This window comes from Rhizobium sp. RHZ01, from assembly GCF_014851595.1.
In the GTDB taxonomy this organism is placed as follows: domain Bacteria; phylum Pseudomonadota; class Alphaproteobacteria; order Rhizobiales; family Rhizobiaceae; genus Rhizobium; species Rhizobium altiplani.
Map to the genome: position 1 here is coordinate 29,666 of NZ_JACUZZ010000024.1, position 25,657 is coordinate 55,322.

Sequence of the window (25,657 nt, forward strand, 5' to 3'; positions counted from 1 at the left end):
CATGGTCGCGCTTATAGCCGGGGTACAAAAAACTGGCAATCCCTCCGTCTATTTTTTCGCCGCTTGCACGATACGTGACAGGGCCAGCATCAGCCCTCCGGCGAGCAATCCCCAGAATGCGCCCGAGATTCCTCCGAAGGAAACGCCCGATGCCGTCACCAGGAACGTGATGGCTGCCGCCTCCCGCGAGTCCTGTGCCTGGAAGGCCGACATGGCGGAACTGGAAAACGCCCCGACCAGTGCGAGACCGGCCACTGCCTGGATCAGGATCGGCGGCGCCAAGGCAACGAACGTCGTCACCGCGCCTGCCAGCAGGCCGAGAATAACGTAGGAGATGCCTGAGACGAGGACAGCCCAATAGCGTCGCGCGGGATCGGGGTGCGCGTCCTGGCCGGCGCACATCGCGGCGGTAATCGCCGCGAGATTCACCGCATGGCCGCCGAATGGCGCCGAGACTATCGAGAACAGTCCGGTCACGGAAAAAAGCGGCCCGGGCTTCGGCGCGTAGCCGCTCACCTTCAAGACGGCGATGCCGGGAATGTTCTGCGACGCCATGGTGACGATGAAAAGCGGCAGGGCGATGGAGATGAAAGCCGGCAGGTTGAAGACGGGCATAACGAACTCGACGGGCGGCCGCAGCGCTTGTTCGATCGAGCCGAGCGCTCCATCGGGAATGTCCACGCCAAAGGCAACCACCAGCACAAAGGCTGCGAGCGCCGCAGGCACTGCCCAGAGCCGCTTGAACGCGCCGACGACAATCCACGCCAGCGCTATCGGCAAGCCTAGCAACGCATTGAAACTGATCGCCCTAACCGGGGCAAAACACAAGCCGATCAGAACGCCAGCGAGCATTGCATTGGCCAGAGGCGCCGGAATGGCGGCCACCGCCCGGCCGAGCGGCTTGAACAGGCCGGCGATGACGATCAGCACCGCGCAAATCAGAAACGCACCGACCGCCGCATTGAACCCACCCTCAACCACACCGGTACTTGCAAGCAGCGCCCCACCCGGCGTCGACCAAGCAATGCTGATGGGCAGCCGCGTCACGCTGCTGAGCAAGATCGCACAGAGCCCCAGCGCGATCGACAGCGCCATAAGACCCGACGCCGCCTGCGCATCCGTCGCGCCGACACTCTGCAGGCCGTGCAGGACAACGGCAAACGAACTGGCAAATCCCACGAAGGTGGTGAGGATGCCCATGAACAGGGCCTGGATGGAAAAATCTTTGAGCATCGCGGGACTCGAGCAGCGGAAAGTCCGCATGGAGCACGAGGGAACGCGGCGAGGCAAGGGCAGAAAGAGCCGATATGGTTCTGCTTCCTGCTAGCGCGTTGTCTGGCGGGCCCGATGGCCAACAGAGCTCGCTCAGGCTAGCCACATCAAAGGGTCACGACGCATCAGACCACAAAAAAGCGCCCTCGCCCGCTGTCTGGCAGGCAAGGGCGCTTCTCATAGCTCAAAATCAGATCTCGGCCTGCGACGTGATGATGCGCGAGACGAGGCCGTAAGCCTTCGCTTCTTCAGCAGACAGCCAATAGTCGCGGTCGGTGTCGGCAGCGATCTTCTCGTAGGGTTGGCCGGTGGCTTCAGCCATGATCTTGTTCAGGCGCTCGTTCATCTTGATGATTTCACGAGCCTGGATCTCGATATCGGAAGCCATGCCGCGCGTGCCGCCGGACGGTTGGTGCAGCAGGAAGCGCGTGTTCGGCAAGCAAAGGCGCTGTTCCTTCGGAGCCGCGACATAGATCAGTGCGCCGGCGGATGCGACCCAGCCGGTTCCGATCATCCAGACTTTCGGCTTGATGAACTTGATCATGTCATGGATCGAATCGCCGGATTCGACATGGCCGCCGGGCGAGTTGACGTAGATGCGAATATCGTCGTCATTGGCCGCGGCAAGCGCCACGAGCTGCGTGCAGACCTTCTGCGCGAGTTCCTGCGTAATCGGCCCGTAGATGAAGATCGAACGCGACTTAAAAAGGTTCGCCTCCGTTTCCTTGCCGAGCGGCAGTTCCTTCGTCTTGTCGTCCTGTTCTTCTTCTTCGTACATTCGAACCTCTCTTACGTCCAATTCGGTTCACCGCACATAGTGCGACTCCATGCGTAAAACAATGCGGGAAAAAGACAAGCCACGGAACGGGTGAAGATATGGTTAGGCAGCCGGGCCGGGTTACGGCGATGTAACTTAGCGCGGCTTTGAAAAGTCGGAATCGGTTCCTACGTCATCCCTAGGCGCAAATCGCCAGCAACAAAGGAGACCGGCCATGTCACCTGAAGAACGCCAATTGCTGACCGCCCTTTTCGAGCGCGTCCGCACCGCATCGGCAACGCCGCGTGACCATGACGCCGAAGCGCTGATCGATCAGGGAACGCGCGAGCAGCCTTATGCCACCTATTATCTTGCGCAAGCCGTGATCGTGCAAGAGAAGGGCCTGGAAGCGGCAGCCAACCACATCAAGCAGTTGGAGGAGCGCATTCGTCTGCTCGAGGCCGACCAAAGCGAATATCACAAGGCCGAACAGGGTGGCGGCTTCCTTAGCTCGATCTTCGGCAGCAGCCAGGCACCGCAGCAGCCGGCGGCGCCTCCGCCCTCCTCCGGTCCGTGGGGAAGCGCCCCGCGTCAGCAGATCCAGCAGGAGCGCGGCTTCGACACGTCACCTCGAGCCGTGCCGCAGCAGCCGACCGGCCCCTGGAGCTCACAGGCGGCGGCACCTTCCGCGGGCGGCAGCTTCCTGCAGGGCGCGCTCGGCACGGCGGCTGGCGTTGCGGGCGGCATGTTGCTTGCCAATTCGCTGAGCGGGATCTTCGGGAGCCACATGTCGTCGCTTGGCTGGGGTAGCCCGCTTGCCGGCAACAATCCCTTCGGCAACGCGCCGACTGAAGAGACTGTCATCAACAACTATTTCAACAGCGACGGCGACAAGCAACAGGCATCGAATGATACCGGCAACGCACAACAGGTCGTCGACGATAATGACAACGATAACGACGATGCCAGTCTGCAGCAGGCCGCTTACGACGACAGCGACGACGATCAATCCGACAATGACGACAGCTTCGACGTCTGATCCGAGATCCGGCATCCGCCTAATCGGCCATTGGCCCCGAGTTTCCGTGGGCATGGCACCGCATCGATTGATAAGCCCCCGCCGGGCGGATAAGGTCCGCCGACATTGTCGAGCAGGCGGGCATCAGTGAAGATCCTTATCATCAGTCGGAAGGCCGAGGAGAAGAGACGACAGTTCCAGACGCAGCAGATGCGCAGACTTGGCCTCGATTTCAAGTTCCTGGATGCGTTCGAAGCCCGCGACCTTTCTGCAGAAGATTGCCAGAAGGCAGCAAACAGCTGGCCGAGCCCGACGCTGCGCGAAGACGTTGCCTGTTTCACCTCGCACAGGATCGCCTGGCAGATCATCATCGACCGCAACGAGCAGACGTTGATCCTCGAAGACGATGCGGTGCTTGCCGAAAGCTTTGCCGATGTACTCGCCAGCATTGAAGCGCGCGCCGAGGACGGCGACTGCGCCTACGATCTCGAATTCGCGCCGCGCCCGCATATCCTGGCAAGGACGCCCCTCTGGACCGACGGCATCTACAGGGCAACACGGGTGTTCCAGAACCGTGTCGGGACAGCAGGCTACGTCATCGGCCCGCGCACGGCAAAACGGATGCTCGAGGATACCAAGATTTACGGCCTCCTCGATGCCTATATGTGGCATCGCGCTTGGCTGAAGGCCTACCAGATCGAACCGGCGCCGGTCATCCAGATGCAGTTCCTGGACGGCAGCGCCGACAAGACGGCTTTCGTACGCAGGTCGATCGACCGCGCCTTCACCCCCCGGAGCAAGCTGCGCAAGAACCTCATGCGGCTCTGCCTCGAGGGCATCAAGACGAGAAACCTGATCCGGGGCTGGCTCGGCGGCGAGAAGCGCCCGCTGCGAATGGATCGCGCAAGCTTCCCGCTCGATCCCACCAAATCAGGCGACTGATACGACGGCGATACGAGACGATCGCCACCGACTCTTTTCAAATCATCAGCCGCGGCCGCGATAGGTTGCGACACCCTGGTCGGGCAGCCACACGCCCTCCGGCGGCTTGCCGGTCTGCCAGAAGACGTCGATCGGAATACCACCGCGCGGATACCAGTAGGCGCCAATTCGAAGCCACTTCGGGTCGAGCAATTCGACAAGCCGCTTGGCGATATAGACCGAGCAATCCTCGTGGAATGCACCATGGTTGCGGAAAGCATGCAGGAAGAGCTTTAGCGACTTCGATTCCACCAGCCATTCGTTCGGGATGTAATCGATCACGATGTGGGCGAAATCGGGCTGGCCCGTCATCGGGCAGAGCGACGTGAATTCCGGTGCTGTGAAGCGGACGACATAGTCGGTGCCGGCATGACTCGACGGCACCTTCTCAAGAACCGCCTCTTCGGGTGATTTCGGAGATTCCGTCTGGCTACCCAGCATGGACAGGTTGGATACGTCTGTTGTGGGCATTCAAGCCTCCTTGATGACTTTGACGCGGATGCCATGAGCCTTTTCGCCCTCCGGCTCCACGTGAATGGCGATGCTGGAGCCCCGATGCGCTGCACGGATGGCATCTTCAAGGCGATCGCAGATATCGTGCGCCTGCCTTACAGACATGGCTGCCGGCACGACAAGATGAAAATCGACAAAGGTGACCGCGCCCGCGCGGCGCGTCTTCAGATCGTGCACGCCGATCGAGCCGGCGGCATGGGTGGCAATCGCCTGCTTGATCGCCTCCTCCTCCTCGGATGTGACAGCCTGATCCATCAGGCCACCGATCGAATTCGAGATCACCTTCCAGCCCTGATAAAGAATGTTGACGGCAACCAGAATGGCAAGCACAGGGTCGAAGATTGCATAGCCGGTGGCCAGCGCCAGAAGCAGGCCGATAAGAACGCCGACCGAAGTGAAGACGTCAGACATGATGTGCTGGCCATCCGCCGTCAGCGCTGCCGAGCGATACTTGTGCCCGGTCCTGATCAGGATCTGCGCCCAGACGGCATTGATCACGCCGGCGACGAAGTTGATCGCAAGACCGAGCGCCGGCGCATCCAGCATCTGGGGATCGAAGAGATGCCCAATCGCCTCGTTGACGATCAAGAGCGCCGCCACGACGATCAACGCGCCCTCGGTTACGGCCGAAAGATATTCCGCTTTATGATGACCGAACGGATGATCGTGGTCGGCCGGTTTCTGCGCATAGCGGATGACGAAGAAGGCGATGAAGGCGGCAACGACGTTGACCGTCGATTCCAGCCCGTCCGACAGCAATGCCACCGAACCGGTTATCCACCATGCAAGCATCTTCAGGCCCATCACGCCGAACGACATCGGGATGCCCCAGAGCGCCAACCGCCGAACCGTAAGATTGCCCTTCTCGTCCATCTTCATCCCCTGCGCAGACATCGGTGCGGATGCGAATGAATTGCAGAAACCAACCTATCCAAACGCAAAACCGCCCGCGCGAAAATCGCACAGGCGGCCAATGGGGTTCATATGGGCGAAGCCGTACCGTTTGTCAAAGGTCAAGGTCACAAAACCAGGCCCCTTACCAGACGCTCGGCTTGGAAAAAGCGCCTGGAGCTGAACCTTAGGGTCGTCAAGCGTCGAGACTGACCGACGCTTGACGCCGTCTCATCATCCGGCCGGACAGGCGGCTCCCGTGTCGACCCAGGCCTTGATCAACTCACCGAACTCCGCCTGGGTGCCCGGCGCGGGCTCGCGGCCCTCCCCGGGGTTCCAGCCCCAGCCGACGAGGCTGTCATGGGACATGTGCTCGACGATCTTGCTCAGATCCCTGCCGCCGTTGCGTGCCGGGTCCTTGAGCTGCTGACAGATTTCGCCGAGCGACTTGCCCACCCACGCCATTTCGATCGGCGCCAGATGCCAGGCCGGATTGCCGGGAATGCTCTTCAACGTCGGCGATTGCCCCACGACAGTGGCATTGTCCGCGCCGTGACAGGTATTGCACATCATGCCGGGCACACCCATTCCGCCATCGCCGCGGGTCACCGGCGGCTGATGCGGATGCATCGCCATCGTCTGCAGCGGCCTGTCGCCCGCCGGATGGCAGTTCAGACATCGGGGATGCTCGATCACTTTGCTTGCCTCTTCGAAGAGAGCGACCGAGCGCGCCTTCTGATCGGCGATCGACGAAAAGGATGCCGCGGGCTTGAGTGTCGACATGTCGGACGCGGGCGCCGTCTGCGCCAGCGCCATGAACGAGGCGGGCAAAGCCGCAAGAAGGGAGAGGCCGCCTGCTGCGCAGGCGAGTGCTAGTCTGCTTTTCATCTCCGCCTCCCTCAGCTCGTCGCCACGGCAACGATCGGAAGGCTGCGAACCGGCGCACCGGTCAGTCGCCGCCAGGCATTCGCCGTCGCGGGTCCGACGGGCGGTACGCCTGGCTCCCCGACACCCGTAGGCGGCGCATCGGATTTGATAACGGCGACCTCGACATCCGGCATCTCATTAATCCGGATCGACCGATAGTCGTGGAAGTTCGACTGCATGATCGCGCCGCCCTCCCCAAGCGTCACGGCATCGAACAGCACCGCGCCGAGACCATAGCCGATGCCGCCTTCCATTTGTGCCTTGATGACGTTCGGGTTGATCGCCACGCCGCAATCGACCGCACACCAGACCTTGTGGACACGAGGCACGCCATCGGTCCCGGCCGAGACTTCGACCACCTGGCCGACATAGGTGTTGAAGCTCTTGACCACCGCCACGCCGCGCTCTCTGCCTTCGGGGACCTTCCCTCCCCAATCGGCAAGCTCGGCGGCCTTGTTCAACACGCCCGCGTAACGCGGGTCCTCCTTCAACTGCTGGAGCCGCCCCAGAACCGGATCCTTGCCAGCCATCTGGAACAGTTCGTCGAGGAAAGTCTCGACCGCAAATCCGGTATGCGTATGCCCGACCGACCGCCACCACAGCGGCGGGATCGACAGGTTCACATTATGCGACACCACTCGCAGGTTCGGCACGTCGTAGGGCAGGTCCGAGGCCCCTTCGACCGAAGTGCTGTCGAGATCCGCCTTGGCCAAGATCGATTGGCCGACGATCGCCTGATCCCAGGCGACGATGCGGCCATCCGCATCGATGGCGCCGCGCATCTTGTGAAGATACATCGGGCGGTAATAGCCGCCGCGAATATCGTCCTCGCGCGTCCACATGTGCTTGACCGGACGCGACTGGTCGGTCGCCGCAAAGACTGCCGCCGCCTCCTGCATATAGGGCGAACCAAACTGCGCCTTGCGCCCGAAGCTGCCGCCGGTGATCTGGGTATTCAGCCGGACCTTCGACGGGTCAAGCCCGACGATCTTCGCCGCCGTCGCCTTGTCCATTCCGGGAAACTGCGCACCATTATAGACGTCGAGACTTCCATCCGCCGCCTTGATGAAGACCGCGTCGAGAGGCTCCATCGGGGCATGGGCAAGGAACGGAAAGACGATCTGGGCCTCCAGTATCTTCAGATTTGCATCGCCGAAGGTTTTTTCGACGTCGCCTTTCTCAGATGCCACGATGCCCTTTTCGCTCAGCGCCTTGGCGTAGTCGGCAGAGAGTTGGTTGCTGGAGCGCGTTTCCGCCTTCGACAGATCCCACTCGACCTTCAGCACTGACCGGCCCTTCAGTGCGGCAAAGGTATTGTCGGCATAGACGGCAACTCCCTGCGGCAGCTGCTTGACATCGACCACGCCTTTTACCTTGCGGGCTTCACTGTCGTCGAAGGATTTGACCGCAGCTCCGAAATGATCCGGGTGAGCCACCACCGCGACAAGAAGATTGTCGGGCACGATGTCCAGCGTATAGATCGCCTGGCCATTGGTCTTGGAGAACGTGTCGAGTTTCGGCAATTCCTGACCGATAAGCGTGAAGTTCGCGGGGTCCTTGAGATTGACGTTAGACGGCGGCTTGATGCCCGCGGCTTGCGTTGCCAGCGCACCGAAGCCGCTCTCCTTGCCCGAACCGGCATGCTTGACGCGGCCCTTTTCGACCGTGATTTCGCTAGCCGGCACGTTCCATTCATCGGCGGCTGCCGCAACCAGCATGGCCCGTGCCGTTGCGCCCGCCTTGCGGAACTGCTCGTAGGAATTGGCGATGGATGACGAACCGCCGGTGCCCTGCAGGCCAAAGGCGAGGTTGGCATAGACCTTGTCGTCGGCGGGCGAATGCACGGCGCGCATCTGCCCCCAATCGGCATCCAACTCCTCGGCCACCAGCGTCGCGAGGCCAGTGAACGGCCCCTGCCCGAACTCGATATGCTTGGAAAGGATCGTCACCATATCGTCGGTGCCGATCCTGACGAAGGTGTTCAGCGTCACCAGCGAATCCGGGCCACCGGCCTGCACACCGCTTTCGGCGGCGAAGGCGGATACCTTCGGCATCAGCGCAAAGCCGATCACCAATCCACCCGTGCCCGCAAGAAAGGCGCGGCGCGTTGCTGAAATTTCCTGGATCGTCATGGCTCAACCCTCCATCGAAGCAGCGGCGTTGTGAATGGCCGCGCGTATCCGGTGGTAGGTGGCGCATCGACAGATATTCCCGGCCATGGCACCGTCGATATCCTCGTCGGTCGGCTTGGGAATGTTCTGCAGCAACGAGACGGCCGACATGATCTGGCCCGACTGACAGTAGCCGCATTGCGGCACGTCGATCGCGATCCAGGCGGTTTTCACAGCCTCCGCTTCTTTGCCTTCGACCGCTTCGATCGTAATGATCTCGGAGCCCTCAGCTGTCGAAATCGGGGTAATGCAGGAGCGACGCGTAAAGCCGTCCATGTGCACAGTGCAGGCGCCGCATTGGGCGACGCCGCAACCGTATTTCGTGCCTGTCAACCTTTCGAAATCGCGGATAACCCATAGCAGCGGCGTATCCGGATCGCCGCCAAAAGTTCTTTTCTGTCCATTGAGCGTGAACGTAACCATGGTCGAGCCTCGGGATTGGCTGGACCCATTGCGGCCCCAGCGAGCGTCGCAGCATTTTTCACAACGGGTAAGCTAGGGCGATTGGAACGCCGCGACCACGGCCCTCCGATAAAGGTTGCGTTACTGGAGGTCCGGCCTATCGACCGCCGCACGTAGCTAAGCCGGCGTTCAATTGCGCGGTCCTGTAGCCAACAATCTTGGGGCTGCGTGCGCACAAGTGCTATGCCGGCGACCACTGCTCATTCCGGATGGCGTCAGAAATTCTCCGCCGGGTCGACGATACCTGTACTACCGCCTTCAGCAGCGATGCTGACGGATTGCGGCCAGCGGAGGAGCGCCGCTTCGCCCACTGCCGTCAGGGCATAGACGCCCTTGTCTCGCCGTTCGAACCAACCGTAGACATTGCCGAGCAGGATCTTCCCCGCGTCCGGCGCCAGCGTCTTCATGTCGCGCGGTCGCACCAAACCCTGCTGGAGTGCTGCAGCGCAGATCAGCGCACGCTGGCGATAGGCCGTCATGACAGGCGCACGCGTACTGCCGCCGACGGCGGGATCGCCGCACCGGCGCTGATGTTCCCTGACCAGCCGCGACCGGCGTTTCGGATTTGTGCGCGGCATCGGCGAAACCGAGCTAACGATGACACTGACGTCGCCGCCGTCGGACACGCCGAGCATGCCGATCCCGAGGCGGCGGCAAAGATCGCGGTAGCGCTTGTCAGCCTCGCGCCCGCGTCCCTTGGCGGACACGCGGGCAGCGATCCACACCTCGTCGCTCATGGCGGCGCGATCGACCGCCTGCAGGACGAGCTCGAGGTTGAAGCTGAGCTTCAACTCGCACACCACCACGACAGGCGGCTCGCCCTCGGTCAAGCCGACGAGATCGCATCCGCCGATCTCGCCTTTGACGACATAGCCTGCCGCCTCCAGAAAGCCTTTGACTGGCAGATAGAGCGAGGTTTCCATCGAGAGCCGCGCCGCCGTCAGGCCGCCTTGGTCTTTGCCTTGCGTGAGAGATGGGCGACGACGTTCTCGATCATCCGCATGCCGGCATCGCCGCCAAGCGTCATGATCGATTCCGGGTGGAACTGCACCGCCGCGATCGGCTCCTTGGTGTGCTCGATACCCATGATCGTGCCGTCTTCGCTTTCCGCCGTGATCATGAATTCACGCGGCAGAGTCGATGGATCGGCGAAAATCGAGTGATAGCGGCCCACCGTCACTTCCTTGCCAAGGCCGGAGAAAACCAAGCCAGGTTCAAGAATGCGGATACGCGACGGCTTGCCATGCATCGGCACTGCCAGATGGCGAAGCTCGCCGCCATAGGCTTCCGCCAATGCCTGCAGGCCGAGGCAGACGCCGAAGATCGGCAGGTTGCGCGCCCGCGCCTTCTTGATCGTCGCCTTGCAATCGAAGTCCTTCGGATTGCCGGGCCCCGGCGACAGCACGACGAGATCAGGATCCAGCCGGTCGAAGATTTCCTCCGGCACCGGTGTGCGCACGGTGGAGACCGTCGCCCCTGTCTGGCGGAAATAATTCGCCAACGTGTGCACGAAACTGTCTTCGTGGTCGACGAGCAGGATCTTGACGCCCTTGCCGACGACGGCAACGTCGCGGCTGACCTTGCCGGAGTTGCCGGCCTTGGCATCGCGGATGGCGGAAAGCATGGCGGAGGCCTTCAGTTCGGTTTCGGCTTCTTCTTCGTGCGGATCGGAATCGTTGAGCAAGGTCGCCCCTGCCCGGACTTCGGCGATGCCGTCCTTGATGCGCACGGTGCGCAGCGTCAGGCCAGTGTTCATGTCGCCGTTGAAGCCAACCATGCCGATCGCGCCGCCATACCAGGCGCGCGGGCTCTTCTCATGGCTTTCGATGAAGCGCATGGCCCAGAGTTTCGGCGCGCCGGTCACCGTCACGGCCCAGGCGTGGCTGAGGAAGCCGTCGAAGGCATCCATGTCGTCGCGAAGTCGGCCCTCGATGTGGTCGACGGTGTGGATGAGACGCGAATACATCTCGATCTGGCGGCGACCGATGACCTTGACCGAACCTGGCTCGCAGACGCGTGACTTGTCGTTGCGGTCGACGTCCGAGCACATCGTCAACTCGGACTCGTCCTTCTTGGAATTCAAGAGCTTCAGGATCTGCTCGCTGTCGGCGATCGGATCATCCCCGCGTTTGATCGTGCCCGAGATCGGGCAGGTTTCGATGCGGCGGCCCGACACTCGCACGAACATCTCAGGCGAAGCACCGACGAGATATTCCTGGTTGCCGAGATTGATGAAGAAGGAATAGGGCGACGGGTTGATCGCCTTCAGCCGCTTGGAAATGTCGGACGGCTTGCTGTCGCAGCGTTCCATGAATTTCTGGCCGGGAACCACTTCGAAGAGGTCGCCCTTGCGGAAGCTTTCCTTCGCCTTGACGACAAGATCGGCGTATTCGCCGGGGCGATGATCGCTCTTCGGTGGGATGGCATCCGTGCGCTGGAAGGGTTCGGCAGGAATGTCGCCCGCCTTGCCCTCGGTGGAAAGCCCGCCCTTTTCGAAATCGTAGCGGTCGATCCAGGCTTTGGCCGAGTAGTTGTCGACGACGAGGATCTCATCCGGCAGGTAGAGCACCATGTCGCGCTGGTCGGCCGGGCGCGTCAGCTTCAGATTGATCGCATCGAACTGGAAGGCAAGATCGTAGCCGAAGGCGCCATAGAGGCCGAGGCTCGCATCCGCCTTCGAATAGAAGAGATCGGTGACGGCGCGCAGCACCGTAAAGACGGTGGGGATCTTCGAGCGTTCTTCCTCGGTAAAGGCGCGCTCCGGCGTCTTCACCGTTAGGTCGAGACGGCGTGCCGAGGACGCGCCGAGCACGAGGTCGGAAATTGTCTTCAAGCGCTCGGCGACAAAGGCGAGGATTACCGCACCACGCTCGTTGTAGGCTTCGATCCAAACCTGGCGGCCATTGCAGGAAATACCGAGCGGCGGATCGACGACGGCGGTGTCCCAACGTGTGTAACGGCCCGGATATTCGTAATTCGACGAGAAGACGGCACCGCGGCGCTCGTCGAGCTTGTCGATATAGGAGGAGACCGCATCGGCGTAAGGAATCGCGCGCCGCTGCCGGGTAACGGTGATACCGCCCCGGGTCTCGTAAATTTCCGCTCCGTCATCACGAAGGATCGTTACCATTGTTCCACTCCGTTATCAGGCCCGGATGACAGGCAGCCTTAAAAACAAAAAAGCCGCCTGGCGTTTTCCGGGCGGCTCATCGTCGTCTTTGGACACGATTGGTCGAGGCCGCCTCAGCGAGCCCACCACCAAACTGCAATGTTCAAGGACGTATTCATGGGCGAAATTGTTAGCGTGAGATCGGACCAAGCGCAAGAGCCGAAATCCGGGAATAAAAAGGGCGGCACAACGGCCGCCCTTCCCTCGCGTTAGAACCGCTGTACGAGCGAGATCTTGAACACCCGGCCAGGCTCCGAATAGAAGTCCAGCGGTTGCGCCGTATTGCTATTGCTTGGGACCGTCGTGTTGTTGAGGTCCTTAAGCGCAACGGCGTTGTAGTAGGTCTTATCGAACAGGTTGTAGATGCCGCCCTGGATCCGCAGCCCCTTGGTCTGTTCCGGCTCCCACCAGGCCGTCAGATCGACAACGCCATAGCCAGGTGCGTCGAAGGTCCTGGTGTTGCCGTCACTGCGCATGCCGGCGGAGGTGACAAGCGACAGGTCCGTGCCCCAGGTTTCGCGCTGATAGCCGGCGCCGACAATTGCCTTGAGCGGCGCGACCGAGCGCAGATACTCGTTCGTGTCGGTGTCCTTGCCGTAGGCATAAGCAAGCGAGCCGTGGAGGTTGATGCCGTTGTCGAAGAGCTTATGTGCCTCCAATTCGACGCCCGATATCTGGACGCGATTTCGATTGAAATAGCTGGTCAGGCCCGCCGGATAGAGCGGATTGGCGAAGCTGGTCTCACTGTCGATGAAGTTCCGGTAGAGATTGTGGAACGCCGTGACGCGACCGCCCGTATCGCTATCACCGAAGTTCGCGCCGATCTCGAAACCGTTCGCCGTTTCCGGCTTCAGGTCGGGATTGCCGACGGTAGCGTAACCGAAGGCAGGGTTGGAGAAATCAAGATAGAGTTCATTGATGGTCGGCGCGCGGAAGGCCATTGACCATTGCGCAAAGAGTTCGACTGCGGGCGCGACCTGATAAGTTGCAAGCAGCTTCGGCGAGAAGCGCGAACCGTCGCTTCCATCAGGCAGGCCGTTGGCCGCAAAGCCCGGATTGTCTTCAAAGGCGGCCGTCTGCTTCGGGTCGTAGTCGTACCAGTCAAAGCGCAAACCGGGCGTGAGGGCAAAGCCGCTATTGCCGAAGGAGATCTTGTCATCGACGAAGAGGCCAAGGCGTGCTCCATCGACATCAGGAATATCAGCCTGGTCGGCATGAAGATTCGGGCATGAAAACGCCTTCGCGGTAGCGCTGGCAGTTCCGAGAATGCAAGCGTCGAGGCCGTCGATGAAGGATGTCGCGTTGAAGAGCGAGACATCCCCGCCAATATTGACCTCGTGCTCAAATGTGCCCGTCGCAAAGCGGGACGTGAGGTTACCCGTCAAACCATAGTCGTTTTCCTGAATCTGGTTGTTGCGCAGCCAGGGGCCGGCGACGGTGCCGACGCGGGTACCCTCGGCACCTGCCTCACGGGTCAGACGCTGCCAGTAAAGGCTCATCCGTGCCGCATCAAAGGTCGAGTCAGCACTGGACGCCTCGAACTGGTAATCCAACGAAACGCGTTCACGCCGATTGTCTTCCGTACCGTCATAGTCGCCGATCTTGTAGACTCGGGAAGAGCCGGTTGTTGCGCCCTGAAGGGTTTTCAGATCGGTCGTCGTATCGCGGCTGAAGCGTTCGGCGGTGATCCCAACCATGTGGCCGCCTTCCAGCTGCTGCCGCAGCTTGAAGAGCAGGTTGTTCTGGTCGTAGTCGGCCGGATTGGCCTCCGTGCGGGTCGGTCCGATGGTATCGACCTTGCCGTTGTTCTCGATCTCATGCCCCTTTCGATACGAGCCCTGGAACAGGACAGAGGTGTTGTTGATCTTCTTTGCAACAGCCAGAGAACCGCCAGCGCTGCGGTCGGTACCGTCATAGTCGAACTTGGTAACGCCGCCCCAATCACGGCCGGGCTCGATCAGATCCTCCGGCTCCAATGTGCGGAGGACAAATGCACCGGCGAGCGCGCCCGAACCGGCGCGGCTGGAGTCCGCACCGCGTACGACATCCAGCGTCGAAAGCGATTGGAAGTCGAAGGTATTCATGCCGCCGTCGGCGTTGGTGGTGTCCGTGATCGGGTTGGCGGCACGCGCAGCGTTCGACAGGAACGGGATCGGAACGCCATCCACCATCGTCGTAATGCGGGGACCACCAAGGCCGCGCAGGAAGGCACCGCCCTGCTTCGGCACATAGGTTACGCCCGGATCCACCGTGCGGCCAAAATCCGCAAGGTTGTTGACGTTCTTCTTGAGGATCGTTTCCTGCGTCGTCTGCGAGGCGAGCGGCGTGTCGGCCACGCTGCCGGGCTTAGCTGCAACGCGCTTGCCCTTGACCACGATCGGCTGCAGCACCGTGCTGTCGCCGGCAGACGCGGCGGGCTTCTCCGTCGTCTGTGCTAGTGAAATGGATGTAAGGCCGAGCGTGACGAATGCCGTGCAAGCCAAAAGAACCGAGCGCGAGTGCCGGACGATCATGAAAACAACCCCTTGAGAGAAATGTCACCGGGCTGGCTGGTCGTGGCGCGGTTGCGCTTTCGATGGGCTGGCTAGGCTTTCAGGCGAAGATTTCTCGCCTTCTTTTCGCCGCATAAAAAACATGACTATAATTGTCAATATATCAGACCCGAGATATCTTGATTTAATAAGTCATATTTACGCCGCAGCAATCAACGTTGCGAAATTGCAACGAAAACCGCATCCGCACGTTCTCTCCCGGGGCGAACGTACAAGGGTGGATGTGTGAAGAAGATCATCGTGATACTGGCGGCGCTGAGCTGCATTGGCCTCCTGACCAACGCAGGCCTGCCGGAGAAAGGCCCTCGACCTGAAATCCGTCCGGGTAAATCAATTACAGCAGAACCCACGCCAGGACTTCCCCCAAAGCCCGAACCAAAACCGGAAAGGCCCGATACCGAAACGCCGCCGGTCACTCAGCCGCCTTCCGGCTCTTCTCCTCCGTTGGAAAAGCAGGGGCCGAAGCTCCCCTCCCAGCAGACGCTCGAGGAGCAACACCTGACAATCGCCCCCGAGAGCGATGCGGAACATTCTGAATGTGTGAAGGAGCTTCAGGCCCTTGGCGTCGTCTTCAAGGACATCTCGCGCATCGATGATGGCAACGGTTGCGGCATCGACAAGCCCATCAAGGTCACCGAGGTCCTTCCGGGCATCAAGATAAAACCGGATGCCGTCTTCCGATGCCCCGTGGCTCTCGGCCTCGCCCGCTGGATGAAGGAGAGTGTCATCCCGGCCGCCCGCGTTGCCGCGCCGGATCAGGGGAGCATAGTCGGCATCAACCAGGCATCATCCTACATCTGTCGCCTGCGCAATGGTGCCGAGACCGGCAAGGTGTCCGAGCATGCCCGCGGCAACGCGATCGACATCGCAAGTTTCAGCTTCGAAAAAGGGAAGGATATCGCCGTGCAGCCTCGCCGCGAGGATTCGACTCTGATCGGTGCCTTCCAGCGCACAGTCAGTTCCGCAGGCTGCCTCTTCTTCACGACAGTGCTGGATCCGGAAAGCGATGCAGCACACGAAACCCACTTCCACCTCGATGTCTTGGAACGCAAGGGCGGATATCGCTACTGTCATTAGCAAGCTTCGCCAATGTCCCTTATCGCGGCTCTCGGCCATCCGTCGACGTCAACTCACTTGTCCGAACGCCGCGTACAGACATAAGGCTTCTTGATGCAGGCTATCTTAGGCGTGGAGCAATTGGCCTTGGCGTCGACCACGGTACAGATCGAACATTGATCGTTGAACTCCACGCAGTCGGGATTGCCCTTCATGAAGTCGGCCATGCTTTGTTCGGTAGCAACCGACTCACCGGTCGCAGCGCTGCTTGCCATCACAGAAACAACTGCAGCCACGCCAAAAACGCAGCTTCGCCAATAGGCCGACATTATCGGTTCCAAATTGATAGGCTGGGACAATAAGCTCTCCCCGTCCTTAATCGAAGATTAGAACAACCCTTCGATATACCCTTGATCGTTCAAGTAAATCCGCTCCGCCGACGGCGATCTCGGCAGGCCGGGCATGGTCATGATCTCGCCTGTGATGGCGACAACGAAGCCCGCGCCCGCCGATAGGCGAACTTCACGGACCGGCACGATATGCCCTTCCGGCGCACCCCGCAGGTTCGGATCGGTTGAGAAGGAGTACTGCGTCTTGGCCATGCAGACCGGCAGGTGTCCATAACCCTGCTCTTCCCAGGCAAGCAATTGGTCCCTCACCGCCTTATCAGCGGTCACCTCTCCTGCGTGATAAATCTTCGAAGCGACGATCTCGATCTTCTCGAACAGGGAGACATCGTCGGGATAAAGCGGCTCGAATCTCGACTGTCCCGATTCCGCGAGCTCGACCACCTTGTAGGCAAGCTCCTCGATACCGGCAGAGCCCTCGGCCCAGTGCCGGCAGAGGATCGCTTCAGCCCCGAGGCGCGAGACATACTCCTTCACCGCAGCGATTTCCGCATCGGTGTCCGAGATAAAATGATTGATGGCAACGACAACCGGAACGCCGAACTTGCGAACGTTGGCGACATGGCGCCCGAGATTGGAGCAGCCCTTTCTCAGCGCAGCGACATTCTCCGTTCCGAGATCTTCCTTCTTTACACCGCCGTTCATCTTGAGCGCACGCACCGTCGCAACGATGACGGCGGCATCAGGCTCCAGTCCCGCCTTGCGGCACTTGATATCGAAGAATTTCTCGGCTCCGAGATCCGCGCCGAAGCCCGCCTCGGTCACGACATAGTCGCCAAGCTTCAACGCCGTTTTCGTCGCAATCACCGAGTTGCAGCCGTGGGCAATGTTGGCGAAGGGGCCGCCATGGACGAAGGCCGGATTGTTTTCCAGCGTCTGGACGAGGTTCGGCTGCATGGCGTCCTTCAGAAGAACCGCCATAGCCCCATCGGCCTTCAGGTCGCGGGCGTAGACGGCCGACTTGTCGCGACGGTAGCCGATGATGATGTTGCCGAGGCGCTCTTCCAGATCCTCGAGGTCCTTGGCGAGGCAAAGAATGGCCATCACCTCGGAAGCGACCGTGATGTCGAAGCCGTTCTGCCGGGGAAAGCCGTTGGCCACACCACCCAGCGAAGAGACCATCTCGCGCAGCGCCCGATCGTTCATATCCATGACGCGCCGCCACGTGACGCGCCTGAGGTCGATATCCTGTTCGTTGCCCCAATAGATGTGATTGTCGACCATCGCTGCGAGCAAATTGTGGGCCGACGTGATCGCATGGAAATCACCGGTGAAATGCAGGTTGATGTCTTCCATCGGAATGACCTGGGCATAGCCGCCGCCCGCCGCCCCGCCCTTCACTCCGAAGCATGGCCCAAGCGAGGCCTCGCGGATGCAGACGATCGCCTTCTTGCCGATCCGGTTCAGCCCGTCGCCGAGACCGACGGTCGTTGTCGTCTTGCCCTCGCCTGCCGGGGTCGGATTGATTGCCGTGACGAGGATCAGCTTGCCGTCGGGCCTGTCTGCCTGCGCGGCAATGAATTGCGCGCTGAGCTTAGCCTTGTCATGCCCATAAGGCGCCAATTGCTCGGCCGGAATACCGAGCTTTGCACCGATCTCGAAGATCGGTCTCTTGTTCGCCGCGCGCGCGATCTCGATGTCGGACTTGTGTGCTGCCATCCCCGTTCCCCGGTTTTCTGCGCTCGATAGGCGCGCCCATATTGTTTCAACGGGATAGCGAAATATGCCGAGACTGTGAATAGCGCGCTGGTTGCCCAACGCTCATCCAAGCCGCTATCTGTCAGGTATTGATTCTAACATTGCGAGGACCGGACATGAAATCACTCGAACTGATTGTCGAGCGCATCATCCTTTCGAGCCGTTGGATACTCGTCGCCTTCTATCTCGGTCTCGCTCTTGCGCTCGCCGTGTACGCCGTGTCCTTCGGTTACAAATTCCTTAAGGTGGCGGGCGGCGTGTTTGTCCTCAACGAGGGGGAAATGATTCTGGCCATGCTCGGCCTGATTGACGCAGCCCTGGTCGCGAGCCTCATCGTCATGGTGATGATCTCCGGGTACGAGAACTTCGTCAGCCGCTTTGACGAGAGCGAAGAGGACGTCTCGTTCATTGGCAAGCTCGACGCCGGCAGCCTCAAGGTCAAGGTGGCCTCGTCGATCGTGGCAATTTCATCGATTCACCTCCTCCAGGTCTTCTTGAATGCCGAACAATACACCGACAGCAAGATCATGTGGCTGACGGCAATGCATCTTGCGTTCGTCGTCTCCGCGGTGATGCTCGGTTTCCTCGAGCAGCTGACAAAAAAGGCCAAGGGTGAAGGACAAGATCTGGTCGCCAAGTGATTCGAAGACGCTTTGCGCTATTCTCCGGCGAACCCGTGTGCTTTCCTGCGGCGTAGAAGAGGAACTCGATTGTGCCTGAAGTTGCGTTTTTGGAAAACAATAACGCAACCATGGGACGATCCGCTGTGGTTAAAGTAATACATTTGAAATTAATCGCTGCGCGCCTCCCCGTTTCGCACTAGCAAATATATCAGTTTGCATATTCTATGGCGCTGATATGAAGGTAAGCAGGGACGCATCGATGTCTTACATGACTACCTTGGAAAGACAGTTGTCCCTGGCCACAGAGATTTCAGCTGTCAATACCAGGGCCGAATTCGCGCAAGTTCTTGTAAAGGTAGCCCGCGCCTACGGCTTCCGGCATATCACGCTGTTGCTCGCGCCCGCTCCTGAAAGCGTCCTCCTCAAGGCCCTGGTCATCGAAACAACACTTCCGTCCGCATACTTCAATCAATTCGACCGCGCCCGCATCATGCGTTTTCCCATGCTGGCAATGGGCATGAGCGAGTCGGCCCTGCCGCGCTCATGGAGCCTTCTGGACAGTTCCTCCGCAGAAATTTTCCCCAATGAGTTGAGCAAACTTCTGCATCACTTCGGCATACCGACAGGCGTTGCGGTGCCCGCCTACACTCGCGACGGCGAGCGCATCCTGTTTTGGCTGGCCGGCGACCGCCCACTGCTCGCGCAGACCGAGCTCAACGAACTCACCATTGCGATCCTCCATCTGCTCGACGCGTATCATCGCACGCAGCATTCGAAGCTTCCGGAACACACGCCCCTTTCCGCTCGCGAACGCGAGGTCGTCCGGTGGACGGCGCAGGGAAAAACGTCGATCGAGATCGGCCAGATCCTCTCGCTATCCGACCACACAGTGAATGCCTACATGACGAGCGCCATCAAGAAGCTCGACTGTGTGAACCGGACGCAGCTTGTCGCCAAGGCGATCCGTATGAAGCTGATCAACTAAGCAAGCGCTCAGCGATCGAGCACGGAGCGGACCTCGACGAGGTTCGACCGGACGCGGAGAATATAGAAGCCCATCGTTGCCAGATGGCTCGGCATAAGCCAGCCGTCTTCCCGGCCGTTAGAAATGATTGCCGGCTGGATCTTCAGTGCCGCCTGGAACTGTCTCATTGTTGCGCCAAAGATGGCGCCCAGATTGCGCTCCGCGATAACTTGAGAAAAGTCTGACTGTGCAGCCGCCAGGATGGCGTAATAAGCGTAAAGCTGACCATAGGCGAACCAGAAGCGATCGTCTGCACGTGTATCGAACCAGCCCCGATGATGGTTCTGCGAGCGGTCCGCGAGCACGTCGGAGGTACTGCCGAGATCGTTGGCGATGCGGTCGATGAACTGGATCAGGTTATCCGCCCGCCCATCGAAGATGGCGTTGCAGGCGGCGAGGTCGGTATTGAACTTGCGCAGGCTGTCGAGCGCCGAGCGATAATAGCTCGGCGTCGGTGTCTTCGGTCCGAACGGATCAAGGCCGAAGTACCAGCTGTACTCGTCGAATTGCAGGTTGCCGCGCGCCTTCTGCAGATCGTTATTGATCCCTGACGTCCCGCGGACGCGCCCGAGCGTATCGACGAGTTCGACCGAGGTGCGGCGAACCGCCTGGTTTACGCCCCGCTGGAACGACGCCTTGTTGTCGAGAAACGGCGTGTGATCCCAGTCGATGCCGAAGAAGCCGAGACGGTAGAGAAGCATGGAGGAGATCCACGCATTCTGGTTGACGTTGAAATCGGTCAGGTCGGCTGCGACATCGACGATCGCCGACCGCTGGCAAGTCTTGGCTGCCGCTCCGTCTGTTGACGGCAGCTCCTGGCCGGCAGGAACCTTGCGCTCGGAAAGTCTGTACTCATTCACGAAGGAGGGATTGAAGTTAGACCAGACCTGCGTCTGCCAAATGAAATAGCAATAGAGGACAGCAAGAAGCGCGATCAGACCAAGGATCGGCAAGCGGATCATCCAAGTCCGCTGAACGTACCAGCCGCGGGCAGCGATGAATGGCCAGAAAGCCCAGGCAAAGAAAACCCGCGCCCAGCGTCCGATTGTTCGGCCGATCAGCCTGAAAAAACCGGCGATCCGGTCGAGCATCGTCTTCTCCTTGATAAGCTTGGTCTGCGCACTGACATATGCGCTCGCTCCAGGAAGAACAATATCGTGCTGATATTATTGTTTCTTCGGCCAGAAGCCAGGACGCAGAAAACGGAAGCGCAGTCGCCTGGAGATTTCCGTCGTATCGATGATCGGCACTGCGAAGCCCTCCTCCGGCTCCTGCCGGAAAGCTTCGAACTTGCTCGCGAAGACGGCGTCGGCGGCCCGCTTGCGCTGCTCCAATTCCTGTGGCGCCAGCATGTTGCGCTCAAACAATTCAATCGGACCGGCGATGGCGGGAAAGAGCTCCGCTGAAATCTGAACCTTCGATCCCGGGATGTCGGTGTCGACTTGCGCCTGATAGATCAGCAGCCGCTCTTCGGTGTCTATCAACATCTTGCGCCTGAGGGCGTTGCACTGGCCCACCTGGCTATTCAGCGCATCGACGAAAACCTGGAAGAGATTGATGAAGCGTTCGCGGCGCTGGCTCTCCTCGCGCATTCCGTGTTCCTCATCGGCAACACGGTCGGCCTCCGCTTTCAGCGAGCGCCGCTCTTGTTCCATAAGCTCCCATTCGGCTCTGCTTCCGTATAGGCCGATCCTGCCCTGCGTCGTCAGTGCCTTGGCGTTCAATTCCCGGATGCGAAGGCGGGCGATGTCGATCTTGTCGACAAGCCGACGGCGCTGCTCGACGATGCCGATCAGCCCATGCTCACCCAGCTTGTGAAAGTCGATCGCAATCGTGCGGTAGATCGCGATGACACCTGCCGTGGCTTCGGACTTCACCAGCAGGTCGCGAAGCCGCTCCACGACAGGGGCTGCGCGCACGCGCGCGCTGTGGCGACGCCACATCCGCTGGCGCGAAAAACGACCGATGAATCTTTCGCCGGCGGTCAGGCCACGGAAACCATCGAGATCCGCCGAAATCTTGACCGTCAGCGTGTCGAGGACGAAAACGAGCTCAGCAAGAATATTGGTCAAGCTCGCGCCGTTTGCAACAAACGCCTGGAAGCGGCCATTCTCGACCAGAAACCGTTCGTCATCGACGGCAGCCGCCTGGCGTGCGAACTCGTTGATGAATTCGACGCAGACCTTGGCTTCAAGACGCAATTGCTCCACGAGCGCTCGCGCGGCTTCGAGCTGGGTATCGAAGGAGAAGGGCTTGCGCACCGGGCGGCTCCATGAATCGGTTATCGCGAACCTAGCGCATAAGCTGCCAAACCGGAATCACTTTGAGGACCGGTCACACCGCCGTGGCGAGCCATCCCCGTACACTGCATCATCCCAGTGACGCCGGCAGAGCGAGACGTATTTTTCGTTGCCGCCGACATCGATCTGTGCGCCTTCGCGCAGCACCTTTCCATTTGCGTCGAGACGCACCACCATCGTCGCCTTGCGTCCGCAATGGCAGATGGTCCGCACCTCGCGCATCTCGTCGGCAATCGCCAGAAGCTCCTGCGACGCCGGGAAGAGGCGCCCCTGGAAATCAGTTCTCAGTCCATAGACCATGACAGGTATATTCATGCGATCGACGACCCGGGCGAGCTGCCAGACCTGCTCGCGCGTCATGAAGTGAGCCTCATCGACAAAGACGCAGGCGATCGGCTCTCCCTCCTTGCCGAGTTCGCCGATCAAGGCCTGGAGGTCAGCTTCCGGTTCGAAGGCGACGGCGCTTGCCTGCAGGCCGATCCGGGAACCGATAATCCCCTTTCCAGCACGCTCGTCGAAGGCCGCAATCAGCAGAACGACACGCATGCCGCGCTCCTCGTAGTTGTAGGCGGCTTGCAGCAGCATCGTCGACTTGCCGGCGTTCATGGTCGAGTAGTTGAAATAGAGCTTTGCCATCGTTTTCTCCGTCTTTCGCTTCTTGGAAGCTCGAAACCGCGAAGAAAAGTCCCTCATTCTAATAGTCACAGGAAATTCAGGACCAAAAATCGCGAAAAACCTTTGAAATCTCAGCGCTGGCGGAAAAATGACCCACGTCGCAATCGAGTACTGCAATGCGGCGCAAACGCGCTGAGGTCGCTTGTAAAACTCGGCTATTGGTGCTTGGCTTGGGAACGTAAGACTGGGAGTCTATAAATGAAAACGACAAGCGCATTCATACTGATCACCGCCACCGCAGTTGCCGCTCTCTCTGTCGCAACCGCTGCACTCGCCGCAGATCCAGACAGTTGTTCCACCGTTCATTTTTCGGACGTCGGCTGGACTGACATCACGTCCACAACGGCGACTGCAGCAGTCGTGCTGAAGGGACTAGGCTATACCCCTGACGTCAAAGTTCTTTCCGTGCCGGTAACCTACCAATCGCTAAAGAACAAGGACATCGACATCTTCCTCGGCAACTGGATGCCGACACAGGAAAAAGACGTTCGCCCCTTCCTTGATGATAAATCGGTCGAATCCTTCGGACCGAATCTCGTCGGCGCAAAATACACATTGGCGACCAACGCCAAGGGCGCTGAGCTCGGCATCAAGGATTTCAAGGATATTGCAGCTCACAAGGATGACCTTGACGGCAAGATCTACGGCATCGAGCCCGGAAACGACGGTAACCGCCTCGTCATGGATCTGATCGAAAAGAACACCTTCGGCCTCAAGGGCATGGAAGTGGTCGAGTCTTCCGAACAGGGCATGCTGGCGCAGGTGGCTCGCTCCGAGAAGGAAGGCAAGCCCGTTGTCTTCCTCGGCTGGGAGCCGCATCCGATGAACGACAACTTCAAGCTGACCTATCTGACCGGTGGTGACGATGTCTTCGGGCCGGACTTCGGCGGCGCGAAGGTTTTCACCAACGTGCGCGCGGGCTATCTCAATGAGTGCCCGAACGTCGGTGCATTGCTCAAGAACATGGTTTTCTCGCTCGAGATGGAAAACCAGATCATGGGCAAGATCCTGAACGACGGCGATGAGCCGGAAAAGGCAGCGACAGAGTGGCTGAAGGCCAATCCTTCCGCGCTTGACCCGTGGCTTGCCGGCGTCAAGGCGCGCGATGACAGCGGCGATGGCCTCGCGGTCGTTAAGAAGAGCCTCGGCCTCTGATAACGACGAGCGGGGCGGCTCGCGCCGCCCCATCTCGCTATCGTCGCGAAATGTTGTTGTTCCTAATGGATAGGCGCTCCCTTGACCTGGCTCACCGACACTAAAATTCCCATCGGCTCCTGGGCGAAAGCCTTCGTGGACTGGCTGACCTCCAACGCCGATTGGTTTTTCAATCAGCTCGCCTTCATTCTGTCCCACGTCATCGACGGGCTGCTTTTCATTCTGCAGAAACCTCACCCACTAATCGTCATCCTCGGGATCGGGGCGATTGCCTACTGGCTCCGTCGCTCGATCGTCGTGGCCGTCTTCACCTGTCTTGGCCTCCTCTTCATCGTGAACCAGGGGTACTGGAAGGAGACGACGGAGACGCTGGCGCTGGTACTCGCCTCAACCTTTGTCAGCATGATCGTCGGCATTCCTCTTGGCATCGCCGCCGCGCGCCGCGCCTGGGTCTATTCCGCCCTGCGCCCGATCCTCGACTTGATGCAGACCATTCCGACATTCGTCTACCTCATTCCTGCACTTATCCTTTTCGGACTCGGCATGGTGCCGGGCTTGATCGCAACCGTGATCTTCGCAATCCCCGCCCCCATCCGCCTCACGCGCCTCGGTATCATCTCGACCCCTTCCTCCCTGGTGGAAGCGGCAGAATCTTTCGGCGCTACGCCGATGCAGGTGCTGCGCAAGGTCGAGCTGCCCTTTGCCATGCCACAGATCATGGCAGGCCTGACGCAGACGATCATGCTATCGTTGTCGATGGTGGTCATCGCCGCGCTTGTCGGCGCCGACGGCCTCGGCGTGCCGGTGGTTCGTGCACTCAATACGGTCAACGTCGCCAAGGGCTTCGAAGCGGGTCTCTGCATCGTCATCCTGGCCATCATTCTCGACCGAATGTTCCGCACTGCGGGTGAAGGAGAAGGCGTATGACTGCGGTCCGTTTCGACAACGTCAGCATCGTCTTCGGCGACAAGCCGGAAAACGCCCTGGTTTTGGCCGATCAGGGCAAGAACCGCGACGAGATCGGTGCTGCGACTGGTCTTGTTCTCGGCGTGGCTGATGCCTCGCTCTCCGTGCAGGAAGGCGAGATCCTCGTCCTCATGGGACTTTCTGGGTCCGGCAAGTCCACCCTCCTGCGGGCCGTAAACGGGCTGGCGCCCGTCGTGCGCGGCGAGGTTTCGGTCGCAACGCCAAACGGCCCCTGCAATCCCTACAAGACCACCGCCAAGGGCCTGCGCGACCTGCGCATGCACACCGTTTCCATGGTGTTTCAGCAGTTTGCCTTGCTGCCGTGGCGAACGGTCGCGGAAAATGTCGGCTTCGGCCTTGAGCTTGCGGGCATGCCCGAGGCCGAGCGCAAGAAGCGCGTGGGCGAACAGCTCGAACTGGTCAACCTGACCAAATGGGCGGACCGCAAGGTCAATGAATTGTCCGGCGGCATGCAGCAACGCGTTGGCCTCGCTCGTGCCTTCGCGACCGGTGCGCCGATCCTGCTGATGGACGAGCCGTTCTCGGCGCTCGATCCGCTTATCCGCACGCGCCTGCAGGACGAGCTTCTCGAGTTCCAGCGGCGGCTGAAGAAGACGATCCTCTTCGTCAGCCACGACCTGGATGAGGCCTTCCGCATCGGCAACCGCATCGCCATCATGGAGGGCGGGCGCATCATCCAATGCGGCACGCCGCAGGAGATCGTCAAAAAACCCGCCGACCAGTACGTCGCCGATTTCGTCCAGCACATGAATCCGATCAGCATGCTGACGGCGCAGGACGTAATGCAGCCAGGCCTCGGCCACGCCGCCGCTGGCGCAAGCGTCAGCGGCACTGCGCGCGCCGAGACACCATTGATCGACATTCTCGATGCACTGTCGCGCCAGCCCGGCAGTATCGGGGTGGTGGAAAACGGCGCGATCATCGGTACCATTTCGGCCCAGGATATCGTTGAGGGTCTGACGCAGCATCGCCGCAAAGAAGAAGCTTGATCCGACCGTCCGCTTCGGTCAGAAAAGTGG

The 25,657-nt window shown here is 60.2% G+C and carries 23 protein-coding genes; 8 read left to right on the forward strand and 15 right to left on the reverse strand.

What is annotated here, in order from left to right; all coding sequences use genetic code 11:
* Positions 1-48: 48 nt before the first annotated feature.
* Positions 49-1,233 (reverse strand): benzoate/H(+) symporter BenE family transporter, encoded by a 1,185-nt coding sequence (locus tag IB248_RS22405; RefSeq protein WP_018857589.1) that lies wholly within the window; start codon positions 1,231-1,233, stop codon positions 49-51.
* Positions 1,234-1,462: 229 nt separating this feature from the next.
* Entirely contained in the window at positions 1,463-2,050 is a 588-nt protein-coding gene (locus IB248_RS22410) for an ATP-dependent Clp protease proteolytic subunit (protein WP_018857588.1), read from the reverse strand.
* A 214-nt stretch (positions 2,051-2,264) separates the two neighbouring features.
* Between IB248_RS22410 and IB248_RS22415 the strand changes: the two genes are divergently transcribed.
* Complete coding sequence (locus IB248_RS22415; RefSeq protein ID WP_025660408.1) at positions 2,265-3,068, forward strand: DUF2076 domain-containing protein; 804 nt, start codon at positions 2,265-2,267, stop codon at positions 3,066-3,068.
* 126 nt (positions 3,069-3,194) lie between these two features.
* Positions 3,195-3,989, forward strand: coding sequence for a glycosyltransferase family 25 protein (locus tag IB248_RS22420; protein WP_018857586.1), 795 nt, complete (start codon positions 3,195-3,197; stop codon positions 3,987-3,989).
* A 45-nt stretch (positions 3,990-4,034) separates the two neighbouring features.
* On the opposite strand, the gene queF is transcribed toward IB248_RS22420, so the two are convergent.
* The 8 genes from queF to IB248_RS22460 form a co-directional block, all read right to left on the reverse strand.
* Positions 4,035-4,499: a preQ(1) synthase gene (gene queF, locus IB248_RS22425; protein WP_018857585.1), complete on the reverse strand. Its 465-nt coding sequence runs from the start codon at positions 4,497-4,499 to the stop codon at positions 4,035-4,037.
* Complete coding sequence (gene emfA / locus IB248_RS22430; RefSeq protein WP_025660411.1) at positions 4,500-5,414, reverse strand: CDF family cation efflux transporter EmfA; 915 nt, start codon at positions 5,412-5,414, stop codon at positions 4,500-4,502.
* A 252-nt stretch (positions 5,415-5,666) separates the two neighbouring features.
* Positions 5,667-6,320, reverse strand: coding sequence for a hypothetical protein (locus IB248_RS22435; RefSeq protein WP_025660412.1), 654 nt, complete (start codon positions 6,318-6,320; stop codon positions 5,667-5,669).
* An 11-nt stretch (positions 6,321-6,331) separates the two neighbouring features.
* Positions 6,332-8,491, reverse strand: a complete 2,160-nt coding sequence (locus tag IB248_RS22440; protein WP_169682766.1) for a xanthine dehydrogenase family protein molybdopterin-binding subunit — start codon at positions 8,489-8,491, stop codon at positions 6,332-6,334.
* A gap of 3 nt (positions 8,492-8,494) precedes the next feature.
* Positions 8,495-8,953 carry a (2Fe-2S)-binding protein gene (locus IB248_RS22445; RefSeq protein ID WP_169682768.1) on the reverse strand — a complete coding sequence of 153 codons (459 nt, stop codon included), beginning with the start codon at positions 8,951-8,953 and terminating at the stop codon, positions 8,495-8,497.
* Positions 8,954-9,207: 254 nt separating this feature from the next.
* Positions 9,208-9,915 carry a DUF2161 family putative PD-(D/E)XK-type phosphodiesterase gene (locus IB248_RS22450; RefSeq protein WP_169682770.1) on the reverse strand — a complete coding sequence of 236 codons (708 nt, stop codon included), beginning with the start codon at positions 9,913-9,915 and terminating at the stop codon, positions 9,208-9,210.
* 17 nt (positions 9,916-9,932) lie between these two features.
* A complete protein-coding gene (locus tag IB248_RS22455; RefSeq protein WP_018857579.1) occupies positions 9,933-12,122 on the reverse strand; it encodes an anthranilate synthase in 2,190 nt (729 codons plus the stop codon).
* Positions 12,123-12,370: 248 nt separating this feature from the next.
* Positions 12,371-14,674, reverse strand: coding sequence for a TonB-dependent hemoglobin/transferrin/lactoferrin family receptor (locus IB248_RS22460; RefSeq protein WP_169682772.1), 2,304 nt, complete (start codon positions 14,672-14,674; stop codon positions 12,371-12,373).
* Positions 14,675-14,938: 264 nt separating this feature from the next.
* On the opposite strand from IB248_RS22460, the gene IB248_RS22465 reads away from it, so the two are divergent.
* The gene (locus IB248_RS22465) at positions 14,939-15,790 is read left to right on the forward strand and encodes an extensin family protein (protein WP_018857577.1); all 852 of its coding nucleotides are present in this window, start codon (positions 14,939-14,941) and stop codon (positions 15,788-15,790) included.
* 53 nt (positions 15,791-15,843) lie between these two features.
* On the opposite strand, the gene IB248_RS22470 is transcribed toward IB248_RS22465, so the two are convergent.
* Complete coding sequence (locus IB248_RS22470; RefSeq protein WP_018857576.1) at positions 15,844-16,098, reverse strand: hypothetical protein; 255 nt, start codon at positions 16,096-16,098, stop codon at positions 15,844-15,846.
* Between the two features lie 57 nt (positions 16,099-16,155).
* Positions 16,156-17,835 carry a formate--tetrahydrofolate ligase gene (locus IB248_RS22475; RefSeq protein WP_018857575.1) on the reverse strand — a complete coding sequence of 560 codons (1,680 nt, stop codon included), beginning with the start codon at positions 17,833-17,835 and terminating at the stop codon, positions 16,156-16,158.
* 155 nt (positions 17,836-17,990) lie between these two features.
* On the opposite strand from IB248_RS22475, the gene IB248_RS22480 reads away from it, so the two are divergent.
* A complete protein-coding gene (locus IB248_RS22480) occupies positions 17,991-18,515 on the forward strand; it encodes a TIGR00645 family protein (RefSeq protein WP_169682774.1) in 525 nt (174 codons plus the stop codon).
* A gap of 241 nt (positions 18,516-18,756) precedes the next feature.
* Positions 18,757-19,482: a LuxR family transcriptional regulator gene (locus tag IB248_RS22485; RefSeq protein WP_025660418.1), complete on the forward strand. Its 726-nt coding sequence runs from the start codon at positions 18,757-18,759 to the stop codon at positions 19,480-19,482.
* An 8-nt stretch (positions 19,483-19,490) separates the two neighbouring features.
* On the opposite strand, the gene IB248_RS22490 is transcribed toward IB248_RS22485, so the two are convergent.
* The 3 genes from IB248_RS22490 to IB248_RS22500 form a co-directional block, all read right to left on the reverse strand.
* Positions 19,491-20,612, reverse strand: coding sequence for a DUF2333 family protein (locus tag IB248_RS22490; protein ID WP_062370298.1), 1,122 nt, complete (start codon positions 20,610-20,612; stop codon positions 19,491-19,493).
* A gap of 75 nt (positions 20,613-20,687) precedes the next feature.
* Positions 20,688-21,782, reverse strand: a complete 1,095-nt coding sequence (locus tag IB248_RS22495; protein WP_169682776.1) for a hypothetical protein — start codon at positions 21,780-21,782, stop codon at positions 20,688-20,690.
* A 57-nt stretch (positions 21,783-21,839) separates the two neighbouring features.
* Positions 21,840-22,457, reverse strand: coding sequence for a thymidine kinase (locus tag IB248_RS22500; RefSeq protein WP_169682778.1), 618 nt, complete (start codon positions 22,455-22,457; stop codon positions 21,840-21,842).
* A gap of 237 nt (positions 22,458-22,694) precedes the next feature.
* Between IB248_RS22500 and IB248_RS22505 the strand changes: the two genes are divergently transcribed.
* From IB248_RS22505 to choV, 3 genes are all read left to right on the forward strand, one after another.
* Positions 22,695-23,651 (forward strand): choline ABC transporter substrate-binding protein, encoded by a 957-nt coding sequence (locus IB248_RS22505; RefSeq protein WP_169682781.1) that lies wholly within the window; start codon positions 22,695-22,697, stop codon positions 23,649-23,651.
* Positions 23,652-23,732: 81 nt separating this feature from the next.
* A complete protein-coding gene (gene choW, locus IB248_RS22510) occupies positions 23,733-24,578 on the forward strand; it encodes a choline ABC transporter permease subunit (RefSeq protein ID WP_018857568.1) in 846 nt (281 codons plus the stop codon).
* Complete coding sequence (choV, locus tag IB248_RS22515) at positions 24,575-25,627, forward strand: choline ABC transporter ATP-binding protein (protein WP_169682783.1); 1,053 nt, start codon at positions 24,575-24,577, stop codon at positions 25,625-25,627. The genes choW and choV overlap by 4 nt, the downstream gene beginning before the upstream one ends.
* Positions 25,628-25,657: the final 30 nt, after the last annotated feature.

Coding starts and splice junctions, on each gene's coding strand:
- IB248_RS22405 (WP_018857589.1), bottom strand. CDS start 1,233: ATGCTCAAAGATTTTTCCATCCAGGCCCTGTTCATGGGCATCCTCACC.
- IB248_RS22410 (WP_018857588.1), bottom strand. CDS start 2,050: ATGTACGAAGAAGAAGAACAGGACGACAAGACGAAGGAACTGCCGCTC.
- IB248_RS22415 (WP_025660408.1), top strand. CDS start 2,265: ATGTCACCTGAAGAACGCCAATTGCTGACCGCCCTTTTCGAGCGCGTC.
- queF (WP_018857585.1), bottom strand. CDS start 4,499: ATGCCCACAACAGACGTATCCAACCTGTCCATGCTGGGTAGCCAGACG.
- emfA (WP_025660411.1), bottom strand. CDS start 5,414: ATGGACGAGAAGGGCAATCTTACGGTTCGGCGGTTGGCGCTCTGGGGC.
- IB248_RS22435 (WP_025660412.1), bottom strand. CDS start 6,320: ATGAAAAGCAGACTAGCACTCGCCTGCGCAGCAGGCGGCCTCTCCCTT.
- IB248_RS22440 (WP_169682766.1), bottom strand. CDS start 8,491: ATGACGATCCAGGAAATTTCAGCAACGCGCCGCGCCTTTCTTGCGGGC.
- IB248_RS22445 (WP_169682768.1), bottom strand. CDS start 8,953: ATGGTTACGTTCACGCTCAATGGACAGAAAAGAACTTTTGGCGGCGAT.
- IB248_RS22450 (WP_169682770.1), bottom strand. CDS start 9,915: ATGGAAACCTCGCTCTATCTGCCAGTCAAAGGCTTTCTGGAGGCGGCA.
- IB248_RS22455 (WP_018857579.1), bottom strand. CDS start 12,122: ATGGTAACGATCCTTCGTGATGACGGAGCGGAAATTTACGAGACCCGG.
- IB248_RS22460 (WP_169682772.1), bottom strand. CDS start 14,674: ATGATCGTCCGGCACTCGCGCTCGGTTCTTTTGGCTTGCACGGCATTC.
- IB248_RS22470 (WP_018857576.1), bottom strand. CDS start 16,098: ATGTCGGCCTATTGGCGAAGCTGCGTTTTTGGCGTGGCTGCAGTTGTT.
- IB248_RS22475 (WP_018857575.1), bottom strand. CDS start 17,835: ATGGCAGCACACAAGTCCGACATCGAGATCGCGCGCGCGGCGAACAAG.
- IB248_RS22480 (WP_169682774.1), top strand. CDS start 17,991: ATGAAATCACTCGAACTGATTGTCGAGCGCATCATCCTTTCGAGCCGT.
- IB248_RS22485 (WP_025660418.1), top strand. CDS start 18,757: ATGTCTTACATGACTACCTTGGAAAGACAGTTGTCCCTGGCCACAGAG.
- IB248_RS22490 (WP_062370298.1), bottom strand. CDS start 20,612: ATGCTCGACCGGATCGCCGGTTTTTTCAGGCTGATCGGCCGAACAATC.
- IB248_RS22500 (WP_169682778.1), bottom strand. CDS start 22,457: ATGGCAAAGCTCTATTTCAACTACTCGACCATGAACGCCGGCAAGTCG.
- IB248_RS22505 (WP_169682781.1), top strand. CDS start 22,695: ATGAAAACGACAAGCGCATTCATACTGATCACCGCCACCGCAGTTGCC.
- choV (WP_169682783.1), top strand. CDS start 24,575: ATGACTGCGGTCCGTTTCGACAACGTCAGCATCGTCTTCGGCGACAAG.